16 protein-coding genes are annotated in these 15,382 nt (G+C 61.3%); 6 read left to right on the top strand and 10 right to left on the bottom strand.

The window, feature by feature from the left end; translation table 11 throughout:
- Positions 1-4 precede the first annotated feature (4 nt).
- Positions 5-2,083 carry an ATP-dependent DNA helicase RecG gene (recG, locus tag B0H98_RS08610; RefSeq protein WP_106374657.1) on the bottom strand — a complete coding sequence of 693 codons (2,079 nt, stop codon included), beginning with the start codon at positions 2,081-2,083 and terminating at the stop codon, positions 5-7.
- Positions 2,080-3,009: a hydrogen peroxide-inducible genes activator gene (locus tag B0H98_RS08605; protein ID WP_106374656.1), complete on the bottom strand. Its 930-nt coding sequence runs from the start codon at positions 3,007-3,009 to the stop codon at positions 2,080-2,082. Before B0H98_RS08605 ends, recG begins: the two co-directional genes overlap by 4 nt.
- 116 nt (positions 3,010-3,125) lie before the next feature.
- Between B0H98_RS08605 and B0H98_RS08600 the strand changes: the two genes are divergently transcribed.
- Positions 3,126-4,007: an SDR family oxidoreductase gene (locus B0H98_RS08600; RefSeq protein ID WP_106374655.1), complete on the top strand. Its 882-nt coding sequence runs from the start codon at positions 3,126-3,128 to the stop codon at positions 4,005-4,007.
- Between the two features lie 103 nt (positions 4,008-4,110).
- Here B0H98_RS08600 and B0H98_RS08595 read toward each other — a convergent pair whose 3' ends face one another.
- The 4 genes from B0H98_RS08595 to gmk form a co-directional block, all read right to left on the bottom strand.
- The gene (locus tag B0H98_RS08595) at positions 4,111-4,500 is read right to left on the bottom strand and encodes a RidA family protein (RefSeq protein WP_106374654.1); all 390 of its coding nucleotides are present in this window, start codon (positions 4,498-4,500) and stop codon (positions 4,111-4,113) included.
- A gap of 107 nt (positions 4,501-4,607) precedes the next feature.
- A complete protein-coding gene (locus tag B0H98_RS08590; RefSeq protein ID WP_106374653.1) occupies positions 4,608-6,743 on the bottom strand; it encodes a RelA/SpoT family protein in 2,136 nt (711 codons plus the stop codon).
- Between the two features lie 23 nt (positions 6,744-6,766).
- Positions 6,767-7,027: a DNA-directed RNA polymerase subunit omega gene (rpoZ, locus tag B0H98_RS08585; protein ID WP_018918467.1), complete on the bottom strand. Its 261-nt coding sequence runs from the start codon at positions 7,025-7,027 to the stop codon at positions 6,767-6,769.
- 90 nt (positions 7,028-7,117) lie between these two features.
- Positions 7,118-7,750 (bottom strand): guanylate kinase, encoded by a 633-nt coding sequence (gene gmk / locus B0H98_RS08580; RefSeq protein WP_106374652.1) that lies wholly within the window; start codon positions 7,748-7,750, stop codon positions 7,118-7,120.
- 203 nt (positions 7,751-7,953) lie between these two features.
- Here gmk and B0H98_RS08575 point away from each other — a divergent pair, with 203 nt between their 5' ends.
- On the top strand, positions 7,954-8,649 hold the full coding sequence (locus B0H98_RS08575) for an extensin-like domain-containing protein (protein WP_106374651.1): 696 nt from the start codon (positions 7,954-7,956) through the stop codon (positions 8,647-8,649).
- Positions 8,650-8,712: 63 nt separating this feature from the next.
- On the opposite strand, the gene B0H98_RS08570 is transcribed toward B0H98_RS08575, so the two are convergent.
- A complete protein-coding gene (locus tag B0H98_RS08570) occupies positions 8,713-8,964 on the bottom strand; it encodes a hypothetical protein (RefSeq protein ID WP_106374650.1) in 252 nt (83 codons plus the stop codon).
- Between the two features lie 63 nt (positions 8,965-9,027).
- Positions 9,028-10,236 (bottom strand): MFS transporter, encoded by a 1,209-nt coding sequence (locus B0H98_RS08565; RefSeq protein ID WP_106374649.1) that lies wholly within the window; start codon positions 10,234-10,236, stop codon positions 9,028-9,030.
- Positions 10,237-10,427: 191 nt separating this feature from the next.
- On the opposite strand from B0H98_RS08565, the gene B0H98_RS08560 reads away from it, so the two are divergent.
- A complete protein-coding gene (locus B0H98_RS08560) occupies positions 10,428-11,039 on the top strand; it encodes a DNA-3-methyladenine glycosylase family protein (protein ID WP_106374648.1) in 612 nt (203 codons plus the stop codon).
- On the opposite strand, the gene B0H98_RS08555 is transcribed toward B0H98_RS08560, so the two are convergent.
- Both B0H98_RS08555 and B0H98_RS08550 read right to left on the bottom strand, forming a co-directional pair.
- Positions 11,036-11,911, bottom strand: coding sequence for a pirin family protein (locus B0H98_RS08555; RefSeq protein ID WP_106374647.1), 876 nt, complete (start codon positions 11,909-11,911; stop codon positions 11,036-11,038). The genes B0H98_RS08560 and B0H98_RS08555 overlap by 4 nt on opposite strands.
- 114 nt (positions 11,912-12,025) lie before the next feature.
- A complete protein-coding gene (locus B0H98_RS08550) occupies positions 12,026-13,066 on the bottom strand; it encodes a zinc-dependent alcohol dehydrogenase family protein (RefSeq protein WP_106374646.1) in 1,041 nt (346 codons plus the stop codon).
- A 137-nt stretch (positions 13,067-13,203) separates the two neighbouring features.
- Here B0H98_RS08550 and B0H98_RS08545 point away from each other — a divergent pair, with 137 nt between their 5' ends.
- From B0H98_RS08545 to B0H98_RS08535, 3 genes are all read left to right on the top strand, one after another.
- Entirely contained in the window at positions 13,204-13,683 is a 480-nt protein-coding gene (locus B0H98_RS08545; RefSeq protein ID WP_106374645.1) for an Lrp/AsnC family transcriptional regulator, read from the top strand.
- Between the two features lie 103 nt (positions 13,684-13,786).
- Positions 13,787-14,080, top strand: coding sequence for a helix-turn-helix domain-containing protein (locus B0H98_RS08540; protein WP_106374644.1), 294 nt, complete (start codon positions 13,787-13,789; stop codon positions 14,078-14,080).
- A gap of 145 nt (positions 14,081-14,225) precedes the next feature.
- The gene (locus tag B0H98_RS08535; RefSeq protein ID WP_167392660.1) at positions 14,226-15,359 is read left to right on the top strand and encodes a type II toxin-antitoxin system HipA family toxin; all 1,134 of its coding nucleotides are present in this window, start codon (positions 14,226-14,228) and stop codon (positions 15,357-15,359) included.
- The last annotated feature ends 23 nt before the right edge of the window (positions 15,360-15,382 follow it).

Genomic DNA, 15,382 nt, shown 5'->3' with positions numbered 1-15,382 from the left:
GACGTTAGACCTGTCCGTAGCGCCCGGCCGCCTCGCCCAGCCAGCGGCGTACCAGCACGGCGGTTACCTGCGGGGCGTGCTGTAGCTCCGAGGCCAGGGAGGTGACGCGTTCGAGCAGGTCGGCATCGCGCTCGAGGTCGGCGATCTTCATCTGCGCAAGCCCCGTCTGGCGGGTGCCAAGCACTTCGCCAGGGCCGCGGATTTCCAGGTCCTTCTCGGCGATACGAAAGCCGTCGGTGGTTTCGCGCATCACGCCCAGGCGCTGGCGGGAGGTCTTGGAAAGCGGCGGATGGTAAAGCAGCACGCAGAAGCTTTCCGTGCTGCCGCGCCCTACCCGGCCGCGCAGCTGGTGCAGCTGGGAAAGCCCGAGACGCTCCGGATTCTCGATGATCATCAGGCTGGCGTTGGGCACATCCACCCCTACCTCGATCACCGTAGTGGCGACCAGCAGATCCAGCTCCCCTCCCTTGAAAGCAGCCATGACCTCGGCCTTTTCACCGGCCTTCATGCGCCCGTGAATCAGCCCGATGGCAAGCTCAGGCAGCGCTTCGGTCAGCTCCTGGCTGGTGACTTCCGCCGCCTGGCACTGCAAGGCTTCGGACTCTTCGATCAACGTACATACCCAATAGGCCTGGCGGCCTTCGCTACATGCCTTGCGGATACGCTCGACCACCTCCGGGCGGCGCTCGTCAGACACCACCACGGTCTTGACCGGAGTACGCCCGGGCGGCAGCTCGTCGATCACCGAAACATCCAGATCCGCGTAGGCGCTCATGGCAAGCGTGCGCGGAATGGGCGTGGCGGTCATGATCAGTTGGTGCGGGGTCAGCCCGCCCGCTTCGCCCTTTTCACGCAGCGCCAGACGCTGATGAACGCCGAAGCGGTGCTGCTCGTCGATGATTGCAAGCCCCAGGCACTGGAAGTGCACGTCACTCTGAAACAGGGCGTGGGTACCCACTACCATGCGCGCCCGGCCATCGGCGATGGCCGCCTTGGCGTCCAGCCGGGTTTTCCCCTTGAGTTTGCCCGCCAGCCACGCTACTTCAATCCCCAGCGGTTCAAACCAGGCCTTGAACGCCCGGTAGTGCTGCTCGGCGAGGATTTCCGTAGGTGCCATGATTGCCGCCTGGCAGTCGCCGGCCAGGGCCGCCAGCGCCGCCATGGCAGCCACCACGGTCTTACCCGAGCCTACATCGCCCTGCACCAGGCGCAGCATGGGGGCCGGGCGGCCCAGGTCCAGCGCAATCTCTTCAAGCACCCGGCGCTGGGCACCGGTCAGGGCGAAGGGCAGCTGAGCCAGAAAGCGCGCCTGGAGGCTGCGCCCGGAAGGCAGTACCGGCGCGCCATCGGCCTGGATACGCAGTCGCACCTCGCGCAGGCTGAGCTGATGCGCCAGCAACTCCTCCAGCGCCAGCCGCCGCGTGGCGGGGTGCTGGCCCAGGGTCAGCTTGTCGATATCCACATCCGGCGGCGGCTGGTGCAACAGGTGTAAACAGGCGTGCAGCCCCGGCAGTTGAAAGCGCTGACGCAGCGGCTCGGGGATCACATCGGGCAGCGCTTCCGGGGCACTGTCCAGCATCTCCAGGGCCTGCTGGGTCAACGCCCGCAGGCGCGCCTGATTCAAGCCTTCCGTGGTGGGGTAGATGGGCGTGAAGTACTCATCTACCGGCGTCTCGCTACTGCCGCTCAGACGATATTCAGGATGATAGATCTCAAGCCCCGTGGCCCCCGCCCGCGCCTCGCCAAAGGCGCGCACCGTGGCGCCGGGGCGCATCTGCTGCTGTTGGGCGGGCGAGAAGTGAAAAAAGCGCAGGCTCAGGATGCCGCTGCCGTCGCGCAGGCGCACCAGCAGGCTGCGGCGGCGCCCCTTGACCACATCACAGGCGGTGACGTCGCCTTCGACCACGGCTTCCTGCCCGGCGCGCAGCAGGCCAATCGGGGTGAGCCGAGTACGGTCCTGATAGCGCAGCGGCAGGTGGAACAGCAGGTCGCTGACATGCTCGATTCCCAACCGCGCAAGCTTCAGCGCCAGCGCTTCCCCCACGCCTTTCAGCGCGGTAACGGGGCCGGTCAGGTCGCTCATGAGCCCGTGTTGACCGACTTGGTGGGCTGCTGGCAGCGGCTGATCGCATCCACCAGGGCATCAATGGCCTTGGGTCGGGGAAAGCTCGCCCGCCAGGCAATGGCCACCGTGCGCGAGGGCGCCGGGTCGACGAAGGGGCGGCTTTCCAGCATGGCGTTCTCGTACTGGTCCGTGCCGAGCGCCGACTGCGGCAACACGGTAATCCCCAGCTTCGAGGCCACCATGTGGCGGATGGTCTCGAGCGAGCCGCCTTCGGCAATCAGCGTGTTGTTGGGGCTGTTGAGCTTCTGGGTAATCGCCGGGCACGCCTCGAGAATCTGGTCGCGGAAGCAGTGGCCTTCACCCAGCAGCAAAAGCCGCTCTTCGAGCAAATCCTCTTTATGGATCGCGGTACGCTCGACCCAGCGGTGGTTGGCAGGCATCAGGACTTCAAATTGCTCTTCGTAAATGGGCTTGGTCACGATATCGGTATCGGTAAACGGCAGCGCCACGATGATGACGTCGAGTTCACCATTTTTAAGCTTAGCACGTAGCGTTCCGGTCATACCCTCTTCGATATACAGCGGCATTTGCGGCGCGATATCGGCAAGGGCGGGAATCAGATGCGGAAACAGATAGGGACCGATGGTATAAATGGCGCCGATACGCAGTGTATTGGAGAGCTGGTCCTTGCCGGCGCTGGCCATCTCGTAGATCAGCCGACTCTGTTCCAGCACCCGCTGGGCCTGGGCGATAATCTGCTCGCCCAGCGGCGTCACCTGAATGGTCGATTTGGAGCGCTCGAACAGCGGTATCTCAAGCTCATCCTCGAGCTTCTTGACCGCCACCGAAAGCGTAGGTTGAGAAACGTGGCAGCGCTCGGCCGCGCGGCCAAAGTGACGTTCCTGTGCAAGGGTTACGATGTAGCGTAGTTCTGTTAAAGTCATAGCGGCGCCAGTGGGCATCCTCTCACGGAAAGGGACAGGCAAACCCTGCTGACCATGTCACATCTTGCAGGGACTTTGTATCTAATAGGGAATATTTATCAAAAGGAGTGGATAAGGTGAAGCTAACGGTACTGATTATCGGCTGCGGGGACATCGGCATTACCCTGGGGCGCGAGCTGATCGACGAGGGGCACAAGGTCATTGGCGTACGCCGTAACATCGATGCTCTGAAAGATACGGGCATCAAGCCATTGAAACTCGACCTCAATACGCTTGACGAGGCGGGCGCTTCGGCCCTTCCTCAGGCAGACTACGTGATTTACAGCGTCAGCGCCGACCGTTTCGAGGAGAGTGCCTACCAGAGCGCCTATCCAGACGGCCTGAAACGCGTGCTGAGCGTGATGGAGCAGCATGAAAAACCGCCGCGCCGGGTATTTTTCGTCTCTTCTACCAGCGTCTATGGCCAGCAGGAAGGCGAGGCGGTCAATGAAGATACCCCCATCGACGCGACAAGCTTTTCCGGCAAGCTGATGTATGAAGCCGAACAGGCACTGCTCAATCACCCGCTGCCGGGCACCGTGGTGCGTTTTTCCGGCATCTATGGCCCGGGTCGCGATCGCTTGATCCACCAGGTGGCGGAAGGCCGCATTGCCGCGGTCACCCCGGTCATCTACTCCAACCGCATTCACAGGGACGACTGCACCGGTATCCTGGCGCACCTGATGCGCTGTCAGGAGAACGGCCAGCCTATCGCCGACCTGTACCTGGGCAGCGACTGCGAGCCGGTCACCCTGCACAACGTCATGGCCTGGATCGGCAAGCAGCTGAAGGTGGAATCCACCGACACCATGCAGTCGCCGCTGCGCCGCCGGGCCAGCAAGCGCTGCGATAATGCGCGCATCCTGGAAACCGGCTACACATTCACCTACCCAAGCTATCGGGAAGGGTACGCGCAGATTCTCAAGGAGGGCGGTTTCCTGCAGCCTCAAAAGGCGTAAGACTCGCCACCAACGAAGCCCTATAAACAACACCGGCCCTGGCGCTAAGCGCGGGCCGGTTTTTTTATGGTGCTTGAACTGACAATAGCGGGTCGGCCAGTCCTCAATCGCCAATCACCATGACGGCTTCGGCTTCCACCTGGCTGCCTTTGGGCAGCGCCTTGACGCCTACTGCGGCGCGGGCCGGGAACGGTGAGGCGAAGAACTCTTCCATCACCTTGTTCACAATGGCGAAGTTGTCCAGATCCACCAGGTACAGATTGAGCTTTACCACGTCACTTAGCGAGCCCGCCGCTTCTTCACAGACCGCCTTCAGGTTGGTAAATACCTGGCGCGCCTGGGCTTCGAAATCCTCGGACACGATTTCCATGGTCGTTGGATCAAGCGGAATCTGGCCGGAAAGGTAGACCGTATTGCCTGCCTTGATGGCTTGCGAGTAGGGGCCAATGGCGGCCGGGGCCTTGTCGGTATTGATAACGGCTTTGTTGCTCATACGATGTCTCGCTCCTTTAATTATTGATTAACAAGAGTTATCGATTAACGCGAGCCATAGCGCAACGCGGCCGATACCCAAAGCGGGCCGGCCCAAGGCGATATGGCTTAATTGGTCATACGCGTGATCTTGCCCACGTTCGGCAGATTGCGGATGCGCTTGATGATACGTGCAAGGTGTACGCGGCCCTTGACCGACAGGGTCAGATTGACCGTCGAGAGCCGCGCGTCGCGCTCTTCGATGCCGATACGTTCGATATTGGCGTCGGCGTCGGTCACCAGGCCGGCAAGCTCGGCCACCAGGCCGCGGCGGCTCTCGATCTCGATGCGCAGCGCTACCGGGAAATCTTCGTCGATGGCGTCCGACCACTCCAGCGTGAAGAGCTTTTCCGGGTCGTTCTTGTGCTCGACCAGATTGCGGCACTCGGCGCGATGCACCACCAGCCCCTTGCCCATGGAAAGATGGCCCAGCACCGGGTCACCGGGCAGCGGGTGGCAGCAGCGGGCAAAGTTGATCACCATGCCTTCGCTGCCGCTGATCAGCACCGCCTTGTCGCTATCCAGCTCCGCCAGCTGGGCGTCGTAGCGCTCGCCGTGGGCGACATCCACCAGCCGCCGAGCCACCACGTGGGCCATGCGATTACCCAGCCCAAGCGACTCCAGAAGCGCTTCTTCCGAAGCCACTTCAAGCTCCTTGACCGCCTGTTTCAGTACCTCGGCATCCAGCTCTTCCAGGCTGGTTTCAAACGGCGCCAGCGCCTTGTTGAGCAGCCGCCGGCCGAGCGTGACCGCTTCGGTCTGCTGCTGGTGCTTCAGGGCATGACGAATGGCGGAGCGCGCCTTGGCGGTGGACACAAAGCTGAGCCAGGCAAGGTTGGGGCGGGCGCCAGGGGCGGTGATGATTTCCAGTGTCTGGCCGCTTTCCAGGCGCGTGGAAAGCGGGGCGAGATGACGATCGATCCGACAGGCGATGCAGTTGTTGCCGATATCGGTGTGCACGGTGTAGGCAAAGTCGATCACCGTGGCGCCTTGTGGCAGCTCCATGATGTCGCCTTTCGGGGTGAACACGTAGATATCGTCGGGGAAAAGATCGTTCTTGACGTGCTCGATGAACTCCAGCGAATTACCCGCATGGCGCTGCATTTCAAGCAGTCCCTTCACCCAGGCGCGAGCGCGGGCGTGGCTGCCTTCGGCAATCGGGTGGCTCGTCTGTCCCGCCTTGTAGAGCCAGTGAGCGGCAATGCCGTTGTTGGCCATGGCTTCCATCTCGCGAGTGCGGATCTGCACTTCGATGGGCATGCCACGCGGGCCGAACAGCGTGGTGTGCAGGCTTTGATAGCCGTTGGCCTTGGGGATGGCAATGTAGTCCTTGAAACGCCCCGGCACCGGCTTGTACAGATTGTGCACCACGCCCAGGATGCGATAGCAGCTGGCCACATCTTCGGTAATGATACGAAACCCGAACACGTCCATGATCTCGGCAAACGGCTTGCGCTGGTCGCGCATCTTCTTGTAGATCGAGAGCAGATGCTTCTGACGGCCCACCACCGTGCCTTGTAGCACCTCGTCATCCAGGCTCTGCTGAAGCGAGGCCTGAATTTCACGCATGGCACTGCGCCGATGCCCACGAGCGCTGGCCACGGCCCGCTTGATACGCTCGGAGCGCATGGGGTGGATCGCCTGAAACGACAGATCCTCAAGCTCGATGCGGATGGTGTTGATGCCCAGCCGCCCGGCAATACGCGCGTAGATTTCCAGGGTTTCCCGAGCAATACGGCGTTTTTTATCCGGGCGCAGGGCACCGAGGGTGCGCATGTTGTGCAGGCGGTCGGCCAGCTTGACGATGATGACGCGGATATCCCGCGACATCGCCAGCACCATCTTCTGGAAGTTTTCCGCCTGGGCGACGGCCTTGTCTTCAAAGGTGATCTGGGTCAGCTTGGAGACGCCGTCCACCAGCTCCGCCACCGGCTTGCCGAACTGGGCGGCCAGGGCTTTCTTGGAAACGCCGGTATCTTCGATGACATCGTGCAGCATGGCGGCCATCAGGCTCTGATGGTCCATGTGCATGTTGGCCAGAATATTGGCAACCGCCAGCGGATGGGTGACGTAGGGCTCGCCGGAGCGACGGCGCTGGCCATCGTGGGCCTGTTCCGCGTAGTAGAAGGCGCGTTTGACCTGCTGGATCTCGTCCGGGGGTAAGTAGCCGCCGAGTCGATCGGCCAGGTCATCGATGGTGAACATGTACCGCGCCTCTGCCGGGTTGCTTAGTCGTCGATCTGGGCGCTGGGAGCCATGGCGGGGCGCGCGCGAACGGGCGCTTCAACCGGCTCGTCGAGTACCGTGTGATCAACCAGACCCGCGGCGATTTCGCGCAGTGCCATCACGGTGGGCTTGTCGTTTTCCCACGCCAGTTGCGCATCGCGCGAACCGCGGGCCAGCTGGCGGGCACGCTGGGTGGAAATCATCACCAGCTTGAAGCGGTTTTCGACATTTTCCAGACAATCTTCAACGGTTACGCGAGCCATGGGGGCCTTCCTGTAATGACGACGCCGGGCCGACGTTGTTGGATAACGACACCGGCCCAGCGAAAAAGAATAGTGATAGAACCTGATAGATTACTCGACGCCGGGCGCCTGTGACAAGAGCGCTTCGAGCAACGGCGCATGGCGCTGACTCATGGTCGCCTGGGTCAGCCGACGGCTGATCACCAAAGACTCAAGCTCTGAAAGCGCCGTGGTGAAGTCATCGTTGATCACCAGGTAGTCATACTCATCGAAATGCGACATCTCGCTGATCGCATCGCGCATGCGCCGGGCGATCACCGCGTGCTCATCGGTACCGCGGCTTGAAAGGCGGCGTTCGAGCTCGGCGCGCGATGGCGGCAGGATAAAGATGGATACCGCTCCCGGCATCTGCTCGCGTACCTGCTGAGCGCCCTGCCAGTCGATTTCCAGGATGACGTCCTGCCCGGCAGCCAGCAGCGTTTGCGCCGCCTGACGCGACGTGCCGTAGTAATTATCGAAGACGCTGGCATACTCAAAGAAGTCGCCGCGTTCAATCATTGCTTCAAAGCCGGCCACATCGGTGAAATGATAGTTGACGCCGTCCACCTCACCGTCGCGCATTTTGCGCGTGGTGTGCGATACCGAAACCTGAATGCCGTCAAGACGTTCGATCAGCTCGCGAACCAGGCTGGTCTTGCCGGCACCCGACGGCGCGGAAACAATAAAAAGCGTACCCTGGGACATGAAGCGCTTCCCTAGTTAGCAAAAGAGTTGGCGATAGATAGTTACTGAAGATAGTGACTAAAAATAGTGACTAAAAGGACAATCGGCGATGTTGACCGCACAGTGACTAGCTTAAAGGTGCGCAGTATCGCACACCCACCACGCCGACTGTAGCGTTTGCGTCAGCGTTCATATCAGCGTTTGTATCAATATAGGGAGGTTGGATGCGCAGCACGCTGTTGATACTGCTGTTGATTGGCTTGGGAGTGGCGGTGCAGAAAGGCATCATCGAGATTCCCCGCCAGTGGGCCCCCTGGGCGCCGCTACATGTGGATGACCCCGTCACCCCGGTCACGCAGCTCAAGCTCAAGCGTCTGGAAGGCGACCGGGAAGGCTGCCTGGCCGCGCTGGATACCGTCCCCGAGAGCGAGCTGCGCTACACACCGCTTGCCGATTACTCGCCGACCGCCAACTGCCCGCTGAGCAATATCGTGCGCATGCAGTCCAGCAGCGTGCAGTTCAACCAGAGTTTCGTGGCCAGTTGCCCGCTGGCGCTTGCCTGGGTGATGTATGAGCGTCACGAATTGCAGCCCGCCGCCGAAGCCATCATGGGCAGCCGGGTGCGTCAGGTGGATCACGTGGGCAGCTTTGCCTGCCGCAATATCTATCACCGTGAGAACGCACGGCGCAGTGAACATGCCACGGCGGAAGCCCTGGATGTCACGGGATTTCGGTTCGAGAACGGCCAGCGTATTACGCTGATCAATCACTGGAATGATGAGGGTGAAGCGGGGGAGTTCCTGCGAGCTGCGCGGGACGGCGGTTGCAAGGCTTTTGGCAATGTCATCGGCCCGGACTACAACGCCGCGCACGCCGATCATTTTCATTTGGGCATGCGCGGCTTTCGAGTATGCCGCTAACTATGTTGCGAAATTACGGGGTTGCGCAATTACGGGGCTGCGCAGCAGCGGAGCATGCAAGGCTTATTCCAGATTGATATCGTCTTCGTCGGTCAGCGCGCCGGCTGCCGCACCTGCACCAGCGCCGAGTATCGCGCCACCGCCAATGCTGCCGCCGGTTGCCGCAGCAGTACCTGCGCCAACCGCTGCGCCTACACCAGCACCGCTGGTGGCGCGCTCACCGGACGTTGAACCACAACCTGCCAGACCAATCGTCAGCGCCGCAATGGCACCAAGGGTAAAAATACGCGAAGTTTTCGTCACTTGAGTATGCATGGGGTCATCTCCTTATGGGTTGCACCCTATACACAGTAGAAACGATTGGCCTTTTTTGCCACTTTAAAGCGACCGCGAGTGGGCGGGCACCGGCTGAGCATTGCGCGCTTCCAGCCATTTACCCAGAAAGAAGATTCCCAGCCCACACAGTGCCAGCCCCGTACCGACCAGCCCCGTGCTCGACCAGCTGAAGCCCGCGCTGATCACCAGCCCGGCAAGCCAGGCGCCCAGCGCATTGGCACCGTTGAACGCCGCATGATTGAGCGAAGCGGCCATGGTCTGGGCATCGCCTGCCACGTCCATCAAGCGGGTCTGCAGTGAAGGCGCCAGCGCCATGCAGGTGCCCACCAGGCCCACGAACAGAAGCCCCGACCAGACGTAGTCGGCCGCCAGGTAGTAGGCCCCCTGAATCACCGCACACCAGATCAGGATACGCGGAATGGCGCGCATCAGGTTCCTGTCCGCCATGCGCCCACCGACCAGGTTGCCGATGATCGAGCCGATCCCGAAAATCACCAGCACCAGCGGCCCAAGCGACTCGCTCATGCCAGCCTGCTGGGTCAGCGTCGGCATCACGTAGCTGAAGATCGAGAACATGCCGCCACAGCCCACACAGGCAATGGCCACCGTGACCAGCACGCGCTGCTTGACCAAGGCGCCAAGCTCACGAAGCGGGCTTGCCAGGGCATCGAAGGGCTGCACGGGCACCCAGAGTCGAATCAGCACGGCGGTCAGCAGCGCAATACCGCCGACCCCGGCAAAGGCGATCTGCCAGCCAAACTGATTGCCCGCCCAGGTACCCAACGGCGCGCCGATCAGAATGGCCGTGGTCAGCCCCAGCATCACCCTTGAAATGGCTCGGGCGCGTTGATCTACCGGCACGGCCCCGGCCGCCACCAACGCCGCCACGCCGAAATAGGCACCGTGCGGCAGGCCCGCGATAAAGCGCAGCCCCACGAACGACCAGAACCCCGGCGCCATGGCGCTGGCAATGTTGCCCACGGCAAACACCAGCATCAGGGCAATCAGCAGCGCCCGCTTGGGCACCCGCGCGGCCAGCGCCGAGATCAGCGGCGCGCCGACCACCACGCCCAGCGCATAGCTGCTGATCGCATAGCCCACCTGGGGCACGCTGACCGCCAGGTCACCCGCTACGCGATTCATCAGTCCCATGATCACGAATTCGCTGGTGCCGATACCGAACCCACCCAGCGCTAACGCAAATTCGGCCAGGCGCGGATTGCGCGCCTGACCTGGTGATGACGCTTGCATTACTGTCTCCCGAAGTGCGTAAAGCACCTGCTCATTAAACCGTCTATGAATGGGGTAAATGATCGCAGGATTAGACGAAAGTAGAAACTCGCCACGTCTAAAATATTAACGGACAAAATATCCTGTTCGCGCCGGTTTGCTGCTACGTTGGGTTTAAACTCAATACGATAGCGCCTACCGAGTACGCTTTTATGACACCGGACACCATCACTCAGGCCATGGCTGAACTCGCCGCCGCCGACGCCGATATCGCCCGCGCCCTGCCCCACATCGGCGAACCGCCTTCCCGCCAGCGCGACAAAGGCTTTGCCACGTTTTTCTCCACCATCGTCAGCCAGCAGATTTCGGTCGAGGCCGCGCGCGCCATCATGGGCCGCGTGAATACCGTGCTGCCCGAACTGCATGCCAAGGCGGTAATGGACGTGGAAGGCCAGGCACTGCGCGATGCCGGGCTCTCCTGGCGCAAGATCGAGTACGCCAAGGGCCTGGCCGAGGCGGAGCTTGCCGGCACCTTCAGCGCCGACGGCCTCGAGCACTTGAGCGATGACGAGGTCATTGCCGCTATCACCGCCCTTAGAGGCTTTGGCCGCTGGAGCGCCGAGATTTACCTGATGTTCTCGCTCAAGCGCCCGGACGTGTTTCCTGCCGATGACCTGGCCCTGCGCGTGGCGCTGGGCCGGCTGAAAAGAAGGGAGGACAAGCCCACGCCCAAGCAGGCGCGCCAGATGGTGGAACACTGGGCGCCCTGGCGCAGCGTGGGGTCGCTGTTTCTGTGGCACTACTACCGCGGCGAGCCGCTTTAAGCGTTCAGCCCGCCGAACTTGCCCGCCTGGTAGTCCTCGACGGCTTGCACGATCTCCTCGCGGGTCGTCATGACAAACGGCCCGTGGGAGTAGACCGGCTCATTGATCGCATCCCCGTGGCCGAACACCAGCCGCGCGTCGCTGCTGGCCTCGATCACCAGGTGCTCGCCGTCGCGGTCCACTTCGATCAGATGGTGCGCCTTGACCGGCTCGCCGCCCACCTTGACGTCGCCGCTGACCACGTAGAGAAACACCTGCCGCCCGGGTGCCACGGGCAGCTGCTCGCGCGCACCGGCGGGCAGCTTCAGCGTCGACATGAACACACCGGTCAACGCCTCGACGGGGCCTGATTGCCCTTCCCACTGCCCGGCAATCAGGTTCAGCTCGCCGCCTTCGGAAAGCGCAATCGCCGGAATGTCGTTCTTCTGAAGGCCCACGTAGCGCGGCGCGCTCATCTTCAAGCGTGACGGCAGGTTGACCCACAGCTGAAGAATCTCAAGCGGCCCACCGTCGCGCAGAAATTCCGGCGGCGAGATCTCGGCGTGCACGATGCCGCTACCGGCGGTCATCCACTGCACGCCACCTTCATGGATCACGCTCTGATGATCCGCGCTGTCAGCGTGGGCAAGCGAGCCTTCCAGAATGAAGGTCACCGTCTCGAAGCCGCGGTGCGGGTGCGGGCCAAAGGGCAGGCCCTGGTTGTTCGCCGGATATACCTGCGGGCCGTGGTGGTTCAGAAACAGAAACGGGTCGAGCTGATCGAGTTTCGGCCCCGGCAGCGGGCGCCGGGTGACCAGATCGCCGATATCATCGCGCCGCGCCGGATGCTGGGCAATCACGTGACGCTCTGTGGGGGTGGTCGCTGATGGCATAAGGTACTCCTTGCAAGATTACCCTCAGCTTAAAACCTGACGCCGGCGATGTTGAGCGAATAATTTATTCGATTGCATTGAAGGAAATTGGCAGAAGCGCTGGCTCGGACTTTTCTAGAACGCCGTCACCACCGTCACACCCGCCCCTTCAAACTTGTCCATGTTCATTAACGCATCAATGGACTGTTCAAGGCTGATCCGCCGGCCGATCAGCCGTTCGGGGGCCAGCTTGCCGGACTCGATCATCGCCAGCATGGCGTCGTAGCGGTGCGCCTGCATGCCGTGGCTACCGAGTATTTCCAGCTCGTTGGCAATGACCTTGCTCATGGGAATGGCCGGGGTGCTGTGATCCGCCAGCATCAGCCCGACCTGAACATGCTTGCCGCGCTTGCGCAGGTTGCTGATGGAGTTGAAACAGGTCGTGGGATGGCCCAGCGCATCGAGCGAGACGTGGGCGCCGCCGCGGGTGATGCCCGTTACCGCCTCGGCCACATCCGTCACTTTTGCTGCATTGACCGTGGCCACTGCTCCCAGCTGGCGGGCCAGTGCCAACGCGTCTTCAGAGATATCCACCGCCACCACGTTGGCGCCAACGGCATTGGCGATCATCACCGCCGAAAGTCCCACGCCGCCGCAGCCGTGAACGGCCACCCACTGGCCCGCCGCCGTTTTCCCCTGGTCCACCACCGCACGAAAGGACGTCACGAACCGACAGCCTAAGCTCGCCGCAGTGGCGAAATCGAGCGTCTCCGGCAGCGCCACCAGGTTCACATCGGCGTAGTGAATACCCACGTACTCGGCAAAGGAGCCCCAATGGGTAAAGCCGGGCTGGAACTGACGGTCGCACACCTGATGGTGGCCTGCGTTACACTCCGGGCAGGTACCACAGCCACCCACGAAGGGCACCGTTACGCGGTCACCCACCCGCCACTGGGTCACGTCCTTGCCCACCGCCTCCACAATGCCAGAAAGCTCATGTCCCGGCACGTGGGGTAGCACGACATCCGGGTCGTGGCCCATCCAGGCGTGCCAGTCGCTGCGGCATACGCCGTTGGCCATCACCTTCACCACCACGCCGTGGGGTTCGGGCGTCGGGTCAGGTACCTGCTGGATAGTCGGTGGGGCGGAAAAGTTTTCGAAAACAACGGCTTTCATGGATTACTCCATCGCGGTTTCAAGTAACTTCACTATAACCATCCATGCCTGAAATTACTTTTCTATCAGGTAGACATATCAGCGTATTTTGCAGCACTCTTTCGCTAATAGAACGTTATTTGAAAGAGACATTCATATTGGACCAACTCGATAAAGTAGACGCCAAGCTCGTCGCGCACTTACAAATCGACGGCCGCCTCTCCATCGCCAAACTCGCCGAGCGGCTTTCGATCAGCGAAGCCACCTGCTGGCGACGCCATAAACGCCTGGAAGAGCTGGGCGTGATCGAAGGCTACCAGGCCACGCTGAACCGCCGCGCACTGGGTGGCAGCGTGCTGGCCTTCGTACAGATCACCTGCACCCAACACGATGAAGCCGCCACCGCCGAGTTCGAGCGTATTATTCAAGCAAGCTCCCGCGTACTTAGTTGCCACAACACCACTGGCGAGGCGGACTTTCTTCTTCAGGTGATCGCCCGCGATTTGGATGATTACAGCGGCTTCGTAGAGCAGGTGCTGCGCAGGCTTCCGGGGGTATCAAGCATTCGATCAAATCTTTCACTGCGGGAAGTGAAGGCAACTCAGCAGTTGCCCGTCGAGGAACTGTCGAGGATGTAGATCTGAACCAACCATGCAAACCCATCTTTAAAAGATACAATGATATCCAACAAAGCACATAAATTGAAAATATAGATACCATGGTATCCAAACGGTGAACGCTATGCCCTCTTTCTTGCTACTGGACGATGCCGATGTACAGCACGCCTTTGCCGCGCATCTGCGTCGGCTGCGTGAAGAGGCCAAGTTATCCCGTGCGGCGCTGGCCGAGCGCAGTAGCGTGCCCGCTCCCACGATCAAGAAGTTCGAAGCGACCGGTCAAATATCGTTTCGCCAGCTGCTGTTGCTCTGGCAAAGCCTTGATGATCTGTCGCGGCTATATGCGCTGACCCAGCACAATACAAACAGCGCAAGCCCGCCCTCCTCGATTGATGAGGTACTCAAACATGGCTTTTAAGCGAATACAGCGGCTCAACGTCACGCGCACGCTATCGACCGGTGAACAGGCCGCGGTGGGCGTCTTGGCGCAAAACCACCAAGGGGTCTTTTTTCAATACGCATAAAGCTATGAGCAGCGCCATGGCAGTCTATCGCCCTTTACGTTGCCGCCCGGCCTGGCGCTTCATGCCGCCCCGAAAACACCGCATCAGAGGCTTCACGGCGTGTTTGGCGACTGTTTACCCGATGGCTGGGGACTACTGCTGCAAGACAGAGTATTCCGCCAGCATGGCATAGCGCCGACGCAGCTTACAGCGATGGATCGGCTGGCCTTTGTGGGTCAGCGCGGCATGGGCGCATTGGCTTTTGAGCCAGCTTCGGATGCAGCGCCGACACCAGGCGATGACGAAGACCTGGCGACGCTCGGACTTCAGGCCCAAGCCGTGTTTGATGGGCAGACCGACGAGGTGCTGAGCGCGTTAGTGGCAGCGGGTAGCTCCGGGGGAGCGAGACCAAAAGCACAGCTTTTCATGCCCCCAGGCCAATCGAACCAGTGTCGAACCACTGCCCGGCCCGGCGATGACGCGTGGCTGGTCAAATTCACCTCGCAGCATTTGCCCTTGGGCCACGAAGAAGGGCTGTGCGAGGCGGCCTATCTGGCGTTGGCTAAAGAGGCAGGCCTGGAACCACCAGCGTGGCAGTTGATACGCACACCGACGCCGCAGGGTGAGCGCGCCTGGCTTGGCATCAAGCGGTTTGACTGGATCAGCCATGCCAGTACGCCGAGGCGAGTGCATATGCATAGTGCCTGCGGGCTGCTGGATGCCAACTTTCGAACCCCCAGCCTGGATTACGCCGACCTTATCAAGGCCAGCCGCCAACTATGTAAATCCCCCGCTGTCGGGCAGCTTCAGTTCCGCCGCGCACTGTTCAACCTGTTGGCCTGCAATCAGGATGATCACAGTAAAAACTGGGCGTTCTTGCAAAGCGACCAGGGCCAATGGCAACTCGCACCCTTCTATGACGTGACGTTCAGCCCTCACCCCTTCGCGGAACACGCCACCGCCTTTGCAGGCTACGGCAAGCAGCCGCCTCTCAAGGCGGTTCAGCAGCTGGCGACACAGGCAGGCTTTGCGACCTGGAAGCAGGCCCAGCCGCACGTTCAAGAAATCGTCGACGTGCTCAGCACCTTCTCTGACACTGCAAAAGAGTTGGGGATCAAAGCCAGCACGGTGGCGCTGATGACTCAGCAGCTGAACCAGACAAGGCGAGACAACAAGGGGCTGCTCACCCGTTGACGATGGCCATGTGGCCTTAATCC

The sequence above is a fragment of the Vreelandella songnenensis genome (assembly GCF_003002925.1).
Taxonomy (GTDB): domain Bacteria; phylum Pseudomonadota; class Gammaproteobacteria; order Pseudomonadales; family Halomonadaceae; genus Vreelandella; species Vreelandella songnenensis.
Note: the sequence above shows the minus strand (reverse complement) of the source record. Positions and strands in the feature narration are given on the sequence as shown.

Excerpts from the sequence above, each read along its gene's own strand:
- B0H98_RS08550 (WP_106374646.1), bottom strand. The coding sequence starts at position 13,066 with ATGAAAGCCGTTGTTTTCGAAAACTTTTCCGCCCCACCGACTATCCAG.
- B0H98_RS08540 (WP_106374644.1), top strand. The coding sequence starts at position 13,787 with ATGCCCTCTTTCTTGCTACTGGACGATGCCGATGTACAGCACGCCTTT.
- B0H98_RS08575 (WP_106374651.1), top strand. The coding sequence starts at position 7,954 with ATGCGCAGCACGCTGTTGATACTGCTGTTGATTGGCTTGGGAGTGGCG.
- B0H98_RS08555 (WP_106374647.1), bottom strand. The coding sequence starts at position 11,911 with ATGCCATCAGCGACCACCCCCACAGAGCGTCACGTGATTGCCCAGCAT.
- B0H98_RS08570 (WP_106374650.1), bottom strand. The coding sequence starts at position 8,964 with ATGCATACTCAAGTGACGAAAACTTCGCGTATTTTTACCCTTGGTGCC.
- B0H98_RS08560 (WP_106374648.1), top strand. The coding sequence starts at position 10,428 with ATGACACCGGACACCATCACTCAGGCCATGGCTGAACTCGCCGCCGCC.
- B0H98_RS08605 (WP_106374656.1), bottom strand. The coding sequence starts at position 3,009 with ATGACTTTAACAGAACTACGCTACATCGTAACCCTTGCACAGGAACGT.
- rpoZ (WP_018918467.1), bottom strand. The coding sequence starts at position 7,027 with ATGGCTCGCGTAACCGTTGAAGATTGTCTGGAAAATGTCGAAAACCGC.
- recG (WP_106374657.1), bottom strand. The coding sequence starts at position 2,083 with ATGAGCGACCTGACCGGCCCCGTTACCGCGCTGAAAGGCGTGGGGGAA.
- gmk (WP_106374652.1), bottom strand. The coding sequence starts at position 7,750 with ATGTCCCAGGGTACGCTTTTTATTGTTTCCGCGCCGTCGGGTGCCGGC.
- B0H98_RS08595 (WP_106374654.1), bottom strand. The coding sequence starts at position 4,500 with ATGAGCAACAAAGCCGTTATCAATACCGACAAGGCCCCGGCCGCCATT.
- B0H98_RS08590 (WP_106374653.1), bottom strand. The coding sequence starts at position 6,743 with ATGTTCACCATCGATGACCTGGCCGATCGACTCGGCGGCTACTTACCC.
- B0H98_RS08565 (WP_106374649.1), bottom strand. The coding sequence starts at position 10,236 with ATGCAAGCGTCATCACCAGGTCAGGCGCGCAATCCGCGCCTGGCCGAA.